This is a genomic window from Hyalangium minutum, assembly GCF_000737315.1.
Lineage (GTDB): Bacteria > Myxococcota > Myxococcia > Myxococcales > Myxococcaceae > Hyalangium > Hyalangium minutum.
The window spans coordinates 1-9257 of the sequence record NZ_JMCB01000037.1 but is presented as its reverse complement, the minus strand read 5'-3'; the positions used below and the strand labels follow the sequence as shown (position 1 = coordinate 9257).

The following is a 9257-nucleotide window of genomic DNA, read 5'->3' as shown; positions in this document are numbered from 1 at the left end:
CCTTGGCGGCGCACCGCCACGGCCTCCAGCCTCCCTCGCTACTCCCGAGCTTCGAGACCGCTCCGGCTGCTCTGGCTGCTTGAGCCGGTGAACTCTTACGTTGAACTTTATGGCCCGCATTTAATTCAACATGACCGCGACCTTGATTTAGAACAATCGAATCCTGAACATTTCCGATGGCATGTTGACTTGGATCAGCTGTATCTAAGTCACGATGCGGCCCATCTTGAGCTCGATTCGCCGCATCGTGATCGTTTTCCAGCGGATGTTGCCCGTGTTGCGTTGTTCCAATTTCGTTTGGGTAGCCGGTTGCTTTTCTAAGCTGTAACTCTCGACTCGATTAACCACCCGGAGAGTAAAGTGTCGTCACACGTTCATATGCGCCGACGCAACCGGCAGTGTCGACGCGAGCTGGATTGCCGTTGAAATACAGGGAAATTGCCAGCGATTTCATCTCCTCAGGGGCGTTGGACGGGATCATCACCCACCCATTGTTGTTTCCACATGGCCCTGGATTCGGCAATCCGGCCCATCGGATGTACACCTCTCCGCCGGACCCGACTGCGACGGCCGTGATTGCTGACGCATTGTAGATTGCTGACGCATTGTAGTCGCTCCTCCACAGCTCGTTCCCGCTCGTCCCGTCGTCGGCGCGGAATATCAGCTGGCCGCCGACGTCGGTAAGGAAGGAGGGCTCGGAGCCCTCGGGGCCGGGCCGCACGTCCATGACCATGACGGCAGGACCAGATACAACCGGAGGGGGCTCCGGCGTCTGGGCCAGTGCGGCGCTTCCGGACAACAGAAACAGCGAGGACAGCAGGCGAGACGGTGAGCAAAGACGATTCATGAGGACTCCCAACCGCGTGGGAAAGAAGCCCACGCGAGGGAAGGTGGGAGGCGGTCAGGCCCGAAGTCCATCGCCTCACGGTCCCCCAGGGGGATTTCACACTGAACACTCGCTGGTGCCGGCCGTCCACGAGCGCCCCGCATGCTGCCACCCGGCCTCAATGACACGCCCGAGAAGCGGCGCCTGTTGCGCCGTCGTTACGGTGCGTCAGCCATGTCTTCGAGCTGCCCCTCGGCGAGGGCGCGGTAGTGGGGCACGACTTCCACCTTGAGCACGTCCCGCATCTCCTGGCGGGCGCTGCCGAAGTGAGTCTGCCCCAGTTCCGTGGCTCTCCCGCACTTCGTGTGGTTCCCCTCGAAGGCGAAAGGGAGACACGGCGAGCTGCCGACCACACTCATCCATCAGGGAAGTCTGGTCTTGGGTCTGTCGTCATCTACGCCCCAGTGACTCTCCCCTCGGAAAGCGAGCGGAAGAACGGCCATGCGCGCAGCTTCCTCCTCGGCCCCCCTCCACATAAAGTGCGGGAGAGCCGGTATACCTCGCTCCTCGAAATGGGAAAACCGGACCCGACCTCCAGGCGTCAGTCGAGACGACGGGATGCGCCGGCGGGCGAGCGCTCAGCCGATGACGAACTTGTCGCGGTGCTGATTAATGAATTGATCAAGCGACGTCAGCGGCACACCCCAGCTACGAACGGCATTGAGGTCCACCTTATAGCCCTCGACATTGTCCCATACCTGGCCCCTGACGTGCAGCGGATGGTAGCCTTGCGCGAGCATCTCATCTTCCGAGAAGGTGACGGCCGAAACCGGCTTTCCGGTGCCCTTCGCGATCTTGGCTGCAACCTCGACCAAAGTGGCGCATTCCGCAGAGAGGTCAATCTCATGACCGTGGAAACGCTCAGGGTCGGCGAAGGCGGCCGCCGCGAATGCGCCGATGTCCTGCGCGGCGATCCAGTCGAGGCCGGTGTCCGCTTCGATCGCAGTCTCGAACCGACCGTGTTCGCGGAGCGAAGCGAACATGAAATCCACCATCGGCGGCACCAAGTCCTCCATGATGAGGGCAGGCTTCAGGATCACCCAGTGGCGGAAGCCCTGCGTCTTGACCATGTCGTTCACGGCCGCCTTGTTCTGCCAGTACAGCGGCTCCCAGCGGCCCTCGTCCCAGCCGACGAAATTCTCGTGATCGCCTGCCCGGGCGACGGAGGTGTGAACGATCACGTTGACGTCCGCGCGTTTAGCGGCCTCGACCAATGCCTTGCCGGTTACGATCTCGGTATAGGGGTCACTGGGCTGCGATCCCATCTGCACTGAGAAGACGCCTTCCACTCCTGCCAATGCCGCATCGAGGCTGGCGGAATCGGTAAAGTCGCCCTTCACGACCTCCACTCCCTGCGCCGCGAGCGCCTGTCCCGCAGCCGAAGCGGGATCGCGCGTCAGGGCGCGTACGGGGCGGCCCGCTTGCAGCAGCGCGCGGACGACGGCACCACCTTGCTTGCCGGTGGCACCGGCCACGAGGATTGGGCGAATATCGGGGTTCGACATGGGAAGCCTTTCCTAAGGGATATCGCGCACGGCGCCGGGGAAGTGCTGACCCAAGGATAGGGCTACCCGATACGAAACGCAAGAGTTCCGGTACGGTTGATTTTCGTAATTAAGAATCTATTATGATTGCCATGAACGATCTGTCTCACCGTCATCAGCGTCGCCTTCCGCCGGCGGAACGGGGGCGCGCGCAGGACAGAAGCCGCGACGATCTCATCATCGGCGCAGCGCTCGAGCTGCTCGCCGAAAAGGGCTATCATAGCCTGACGATGACTGATGTGGCGGCGCGTGCGGGGGTGTCGAAGGCGACGCTGTATCGACGTTGGACGGCAAAGGCAGATCTTGTGACCGACGCCGTCGCTACGCTGAATCCGATGACCACGCCGCGCTATCCCGGCACGTCACTGCGCGACGATCTCCTCGCGTTGATGGAGCAAGCCGGCAATTGCGACGACAGTCCCGAGGTTGTGACCGCGACGATGGAGATGGCGCGGTTGCACCCGGACCTTTATCGGACTCTCACCGAGCGCTTCGGCACGTTCGTTCGGGCCGAGCTGGACAAGCTCGCCACCCGAGCGGCCGATGCGGGACACGCGCCACTGTCGGAGGTCGAACTCGACGTTCTGTGCGATACGGTCGTCGCGCTGCTGGCTCATTACGCTGGACCGGCTGGTGCATCAATTCCGCGCGAGCGTCTGATTGGACTGGTCGACCATGTGCTGATGGTCCTGCTGACGGGAACACGTGCCGCGGAGTAGGCGATCTTGCTCCTGCGCGGCCGCTTCGCGACTTGGCCGCTTGAAGCTGCTGGCCTCCAGCGCACGAAACCCGGTTATTCCCAAAACAGCATCCTCCCCGCCCAGCGCGCCATACTGGAACGGCTCCGGACCATCAGGAAGGTTCTGCACTGAGCCAGAGGAGCTCGAATCACTCTTCGAGCTCCCGTTCGCACTCACTGCCCCGGTTGGCTTTCGAAAGAGGTGAGCTCCGCCGGCAGGGCGGGCAGGTGCTCGAAGTAGATGAGCGTCTTGTCCCCGCCCTGGCCCTCGATGGCGATGCACTCCACCTCGCCCGCGCCGTTCAACCGGACGTAGGTGCGGCTCGGGTGTTCGATCCCCTTCTTTTCGAACGCCAGGTCGCGCATGGGGAGCAGGTCGCCCATTTCCTGGTCTCCCAACTCGCCGTTGAGCATAGGAAGGACCGGAGCCCTCTTGGGCGTAGCGGGCGGGAGCAGAGCGGGAGGTGAGGGACGCTGACGGGGAGCCCATGAGCCGCACTCCGGGCCGGCGCACAAGCCCTTCATTGGAAACGATCTTCCAATAACGAGGGATTTCGATCCCGTCGATCGCGACGAAGCGCGGGCACGAGTCCCGCGCTCCAACGATCGCCGTCACTTCCGCCGATGGTCATGACGAGTGCGGCTTGCCGCCCGCAGCAGGGAATGAGGTACTCTCTTGTTCAAGAGCCCAGCGGCAGAGCGGAAGTTGGTGCCACGTACACCCATCGGGCGTCCGGAGGTCGAGCAAGGGACCAGGAAGAGCCATCGACAGCGATGCTGATCCGACCCGCGCTTGCCTGATCACCCCTATGCACCAAGGATCGCGCACCCCGCGATCGAAACGCCGCGCTTCCGGAAGATCGTCTCCACTCTTCTTCAACTACGCCCATGAGCCGCTCGTCGTCATCAACCCGGCCAACGCCGACCGGCTGCAGCACCTGGTGCGCAACCAGCTCGGCTTCGACCTGATCGGCTCCACCGGCCTGGGGGAGCGCTTCGAGCTGGGCCTCGTGGCCCCGCTCAAGATCGAGCGCGGCGAGTTCAACGAGCTGCCCACCGGCAACCTGGAGCAGTCGTGGAAGGGCGGCCTGGGTGACCTCCGGCTCGTCCCCAAGGTGTTACTTCTAGAACGCGACACCCTGCGGCTGGGGCTCGCGGCGCCAATGGTGATGCCCACGGCGGACGCCTCGGAGCTTCAGGGCCAGAAGGGGTTTGGCGTGCAGCCGCGGCTCGCGGCGGACTACGCCTTCGAGAGCGGCACCCGGCTGCTGGCCAACCTGGGCCTCAACGTGCGCAGCCGGCGTATAGGCAGGATAGAGGCCATGTTGCTGGTGAGGGCTGGAGCGGAGGTGCCGAGGAGGAGCGACACGATCAGCCCTCCTTGCGCACCACCCGGTCCCGCCGCCACTTCACCTTCTTTCCGATGAGCTTCGCCCCGGTCACGTCGTTCGTCGTGGTGCTGGCCTTGTAGCACTTGTCGATGGACAGCGTGACGAAGCTGGTGTCCACATCGATCACTTCGCCGACCACATCGACGCCGGGGTGGAAGAGCGCGTTGGCCATGCGGATCCGGTCCCCCTTCTTGAACTGGACCGCGCGCGGCCAGTCGATCGTCGTTCCCACCAGCTTCTTCGTCTGCGTTGTGGTTTCGAGGATCATCGTGCCGGTCTGATAGCACGCCTTCGCCTTCAGCTTGATGTGCGTCTCGGTCAGCTCGGTGACCTCGCCGACGATCTCGAAGCCCTGGTAGGTCGACGGATCCGAGACGCGAATTGTATCTCCCACTTTGGACTCGGGAGCGGTCTTGGAGACCTTCTTGTCCGCGCGGAACGCTTGCTTGAGCTGCTCCAGCGACTTCTCCTTGTGACTGGACTGCTGGAAGAACTTCTGGGTGTCGCCGATCTTCCCAAAGAGCTTGAGCTTCGCGGTGATGCCCGTGTTGGGGAAGCGGCTCGCATACCGTGGGTAGGCGAACACGATGAACCAGACCAAGGCGCGCATCTTCTGCTCCTCCTCGTCGACGAGTCCGCCGAGATGAAGGAGTGACCGTGCCAACTCGGAGAGCTTCGACGTGAGGTACTTCTTCTGCAGCAGCGCCTGCTTGAAACTGTTGTACTCGCTCAGGGTCTCGCTCCCGGCGATCCGCTCGATGGTGCGGCTGACGGTGGTGTTCTGGAGCGCGGAGTACCGGAGGAAGCCGGTGTCCCGGTTCTCGATCTGGAAGAACAGCGGGAACCCCTTGGTGGTTCCGCGGCCCCCGCCATCCAGCGACGCATTGAGCCGGATCAGGTAGGCCATGAGCTCTTGCAGCGAGCGGCCCTGGAACCCACAGAGCTGCTTGATCCGCGTCGCCCCTACCGGGTTCTGGAGGTCGTCTTCCGACTGCGTGCGGTCGAAGTAGATCGTCGGCACGCCGAGGTACATCAGGCGCTCCATCGAGCCGCTGCGCATGCCGATCTGGATCACCGGATAGCGGAGGGAGAGGTTGAGCAGGAAGTTGATCTGAGCCCCCATCGGCTGGCCCTTGAAGGGCTCGCGCTCCCAGAACCGGATCAAGTTATGGGACGATGGGCTCTTGCGGTACGAGAGCGTCAACATCTCGTCGCTCTTCTTCTCAGAGATTCCGTAGTGGTGCAGGAGGTAGCTCTGGATCCGCGTCCGATCCTCCGACGAGAGGTTCTCGTAGAGCGAGATGCCGAGGACCATCGCCGTGTGCTCGAGCGCGTTCTGGCCCATGGAGAGGTCCTCGCCCCTCGCCATCGCTCTCGAGGAGATCGGGGCCGACAGCTTCCCGAGCTCTTCCTTGAGCTCGTCGCCGATGGGGATGAACCGGATCGGCGCGTTCAGCTCGGCCGCCATGTCGGAGACGATCTGCCTGACCTGCTTGTAGAGCGTGAAGTTGGTATGGTGCTGCGGCTTGCCGGGGCTCGTTCTCTCCTGCCCGAGGCCGAAGTCCGCGAGGATGGCGCGCTCCTCGTCGGGCTTCGCGCCGCGGATCCAGAACAGCACCAGGACGGGCGTGGCCTCTCGGACTCCGCCCTTGCGCAACTCCAGATCCTCGACGAAGGTCGAGATGAACTTTTCGTTCGCCTGGGAAAACTTGCTGGTGGCGTTGAGGATCTCCAGCCGGAGCGCGCTCACCACTGGCGCGAAGCCTTTCTTGTCCACGCAGCTCAGGACGTAGTTCGTCGAGGCATCGATGTAAGCGAAGGCGATCTGCCCCTTGCCACCGTGGAACGCCTTCATGACGGCATCCGAGAACTCCTGACGGCGGCGGGCGACGAGCCCCACCTCCATGACGTCAAGAGCCGCCTCCTTGTAGAAGGAGTGTACGCGGAGGAAGCCACGCAACCGCTCGGCGTTCGACCACGACACCCTGCCCGACAGTGAGATGCCGAGAACCGCCGCCGCATGCTCGAGCGAGCGCTCATCCACTTTGAGGGCCAGCGCCGCTTCCTTCTCCTCGAGCCAGCCGCCGATGGGGTTCTCCTTCGTGGTGAGGAAGCGCGACAGGAGGCGGGGGTTGCTGTTGAAGAAGTCCTTGTCCGCGATCACCAGGAGGGAGCCTGGCTCCTCATGGAACTCCACGAGATCGACGTCCTTCTCGAAGCGGCAGCGGACGATGCAGAGTTCGCTGTCGAGCAGGCCGAATGACGAGAAGTAGCCCAGCCGCCCATCGACCTTCCGCTTGTAGTCGACGGCCTTCTTGAGCAAGGGGTCGATTCCGTCGTCGTACAGCCCCTCGTCCACCCACAGGAGCCCCCTCATCGGATCGCCCAGCTTGGCCCGGCTCAGCAGCAGCGCGTACACGAGCCCGTAGGCGTCTCCCTCTTGGTAGATGTGGTGGTTGACGAAAGTGGTCCCCATGGCCGACCGTCCTTTGCCTTGTAGCGGCCGGAGAGTGTCGGTGATCATGTCGCACAGAGCGAGAAATCGTGCCCCGGCCCATGGGCAGCGCTACGGAATCAGCCGCGCGTATAGGCAGGATAGAGGCCATGTTGCGGGTGAGGACTGGAGCGGAGGTGCCGAGGAGGACCGCTGACAGGTGCCGCCCGAGCAGTGCGCCCGGTCGGTGGACAGGCCGCGCAGCCCCTTGAGGTACACGCCTGCCCAGGCCGCCCTCCCATGGGGGGCGCGGTAGGGGACTGGGCCTTTTGGCTCTGGGGAGGGGTGAGCCTTAACACCCCGCGGCCTGGATTGATTCTTGCGCCGGGGCCAGGCTCACACCTGCCGTGGGCAAGCCCAGGTGCTCCCGTATCGCTCGCACTCCCCTGCCTGCCTTCACATACGCCAAGACCCGCCGCCTGCCTCCACACCTGACGCAGGCGAACACGTCGAAGTCGAACGTCCTCTTCAGCAACTCTGCCCAATCCACTCGCGGCGTCCTCTGCTTCATCCGCTCCTTCCTGGCCGCTGCCTCACTCCCCGCTCTCGCCTCCTCCGCTTGGGGGAACATTGGCCGCATCTGAGCCGGGATGCCCCACATCATGCTTTAGATCCGTCGTATGGGAGTCGTTTTCCGGGGCATGTTGAACTGTAACCGTTCACCGGGAGGGACTTGGTTGGGGAGAGAGCAGCCGGAGTAGAACCCTATTGAGCAGGTAGGCCGTGCCGTGTTCTACCTGCTGAGTGAGTTCCTCCGAGTCATTAGAAGCCCAGGTACTTCAGCTTCAGGCGCTGCTGGCGGCAGCGTTGGAGCGGATAAGGCAGTTGGAGGAGGAGAATGCGCAGTTGCGCTCGCGCTTGGAGCAGAACTCGACCAACAGCTCGAAGCCTCCCTCGAGTGATCCGCCCGGCACAGTGCGTCCCCTGCAGAAGCCCAGCAGAGGCCGACGCCCCGGTGGACAGCCCGGCCACAAGAAGCACGAGCGGGCCTTGGTGCCACCCGAGCAGGTGCAGCACTTCGTGGATTTGGTGCCTAGCAGATGCCAGCGCTGCCAGAGGAGGCTAAGCGGGAAAGACACCACGCCTGAGCGCCACCAGGTTGTGGAACTGCCGCCAGTAGCGGCGGTGGTGACGGAGTACCGCTGCCACCAGTTGGAGTGCGCGGGGTGCGGCAGTGCCACGCGGGCCCCCCTGCCGCCGGAGGTGACGAGCGCCTTTGGGGAGCGGCTGGCCGCGGTGGCCAGCGTGCTGGTAGGCAAATACCGGCTGTCCAAGCGCCTGGTGCGCGACGCGCTGTCGGACTTGGTGGGGGTGGAGTTGTCGGTAGGCAGCGTCATCAACCTGGAGCGGGAGATGAGCGCGGCGCTGGCCGGGCCTGTCACCGAAGCCGAGGCCTTTGTGCGCCAAGCCGACGGGGTGCATGCCGATGAGACTGGGTGGGCCCAGGGCGTGGAGAGGGGACGGAGCGCACGCGCGTGGCTGTGGGTAGTGGCCACCACGCTGGTGGCGGTGTTCCGCATCAGCACCAGCCGGGGCAGCGAAGTCATCAAAGCGCTGCTGGGTGAGGACTTCCTGGGCTGGCTGGTGACGGACAGGTGGAGTGCCTACAACTGGTATGACGCGGGGCTGCGCCAAGTGTGCTGGGCACACTTGACGCGTGACTTTCAAGGGTTCATCGACCGGGGCGGCGAAGGGGCGCGCCTGGGCGAGCAGCTCATGTCCCAGAGGGACAAGATGTTCCGCTGGTGGCGCCGCGTGCGTGACGGCACTCTGTCCAGAGAGGTATTCCAGCGGCGGATGCGCAAGGTGGAGCGGGCCGTGGGGCGCCTGCTGCGTGAGGCGGTGGTGTGCGCCGAGCAGAGGACGGCAGGCATGGCAGAGGAAATCCTCAAGCTGGAGAAGTGCCTGTGGACGTTCGTCGACGTGCCCGAGTTGGAGCCGACCAACAACTTCGCCGAGCGCTGCATCCGTCCAGGCGTCATGTACCGCAAAACCTCCTTCGGTACCCGCAGCCCCGAGGGCAGTCGCTTCGTTGAAAGGGTCCTCACGACCGTCACGACGCTCAAACTGCAGGAACGCTCCGTGCTGGATTACCTGACGCAAGCCTTGGCGGCGCACCGCCACGGCCTCCAGCCTCCCTCGCTACTCCCGAGCTTCGAGACCGCTCCGGCTGCTCTGGCTGCTTGAGCCGGTGAACTCTTAC

Annotated in this window: 7 protein-coding genes and 1 pseudogene; 4 read left to right on the top strand and 4 right to left on the bottom strand. The window is 63.8% G+C overall.

Annotated elements, in window-relative coordinates; genetic code table 11:
- Window positions 1-321: hypothetical protein (locus tag DB31_RS50150; protein WP_205628670.1), on the top strand; the 321-nt coding region annotated here is incomplete at its 5' end.
- A gap of 723 nt (window positions 322-1044) precedes the next feature.
- Here DB31_RS50150 and DB31_RS49480 read toward each other — a convergent pair.
- Together DB31_RS49480 and DB31_RS44025 are read right to left on the bottom strand one after the other, a co-directional pair.
- Window positions 1045-1152, bottom strand: a pseudogene (locus DB31_RS49480) (DUF2379 family protein); the annotation flags it as partial.
- Window positions 1153-1464: 312 nt separating this feature from the next.
- Window positions 1465-2391, bottom strand: a complete 927-nt coding sequence (locus tag DB31_RS44025; RefSeq protein ID WP_044199947.1) for an NmrA family NAD(P)-binding protein — start codon at window positions 2389-2391, stop codon at window positions 1465-1467.
- Between the two features lie 122 nt (window positions 2392-2513).
- Between DB31_RS44025 and DB31_RS45870 the strand changes: the two genes are divergently transcribed.
- Complete coding sequence (locus tag DB31_RS45870) at window positions 2514-3149, top strand: TetR/AcrR family transcriptional regulator (protein WP_052420722.1); 636 nt, start codon at window positions 2514-2516, stop codon at window positions 3147-3149.
- Window positions 3150-3343: 194 nt separating this feature from the next.
- Here the strand turns inward: DB31_RS45870 and DB31_RS44015 are convergent, their stop codons facing one another.
- On the bottom strand, window positions 3344-3553 hold the full coding sequence (locus tag DB31_RS44015) for a hypothetical protein (protein ID WP_157232510.1): 210 nt from the start codon (window positions 3551-3553) through the stop codon (window positions 3344-3346).
- Between the two features lie 425 nt (window positions 3554-3978).
- Here DB31_RS44015 and DB31_RS44010 point away from each other — a divergent pair, with 425 nt between their 5' ends.
- Window positions 3979-4596 carry a transporter gene (locus DB31_RS44010; protein ID WP_044199953.1) on the top strand — a complete coding sequence of 206 codons (618 nt, stop codon included), beginning with the start codon at window positions 3979-3981 and terminating at the stop codon, window positions 4594-4596.
- Here the strand turns inward: DB31_RS44010 and DB31_RS44005 are convergent.
- Window positions 4541-7036, bottom strand: a complete 2496-nt coding sequence (locus DB31_RS44005) for a hypothetical protein (protein ID WP_044199956.1) — start codon at window positions 7034-7036, stop codon at window positions 4541-4543. The two genes, DB31_RS44010 and DB31_RS44005, sit on opposite strands and share 56 nt — an antisense overlap.
- Window positions 7037-7798: 762 nt before the next feature.
- On the opposite strand from DB31_RS44005, the gene tnpC reads away from it, so the two are divergent.
- Window positions 7799-9241 (top strand): IS66 family transposase, encoded by a 1443-nt coding sequence (gene tnpC / locus DB31_RS43995; RefSeq protein WP_044200003.1) that lies wholly within the window; start codon window positions 7799-7801, stop codon window positions 9239-9241.
- Window positions 9242-9257 lie beyond the last annotated feature (16 nt).

Excerpts from the sequence above, each read along its gene's own strand:
- DB31_RS44010 (WP_044199953.1), top strand. The coding sequence starts at position 3,979 with ATGCACCAAGGATCGCGCACCCCGCGATCGAAACGCCGCGCTTCCGGA.
- DB31_RS45870 (WP_052420722.1), top strand. The coding sequence starts at position 2,514 with ATGATTGCCATGAACGATCTGTCTCACCGTCATCAGCGTCGCCTTCCG.
- DB31_RS44005 (WP_044199956.1), bottom strand. The coding sequence starts at position 7,036 with ATGGGGACCACTTTCGTCAACCACCACATCTACCAAGAGGGAGACGCC.
- DB31_RS44015 (WP_157232510.1), bottom strand. The coding sequence starts at position 3,553 with ATGGGCGACCTGCTCCCCATGCGCGACCTGGCGTTCGAAAAGAAGGGG.
- DB31_RS44025 (WP_044199947.1), bottom strand. The coding sequence starts at position 2,391 with ATGTCGAACCCCGATATTCGCCCAATCCTCGTGGCCGGTGCCACCGGC.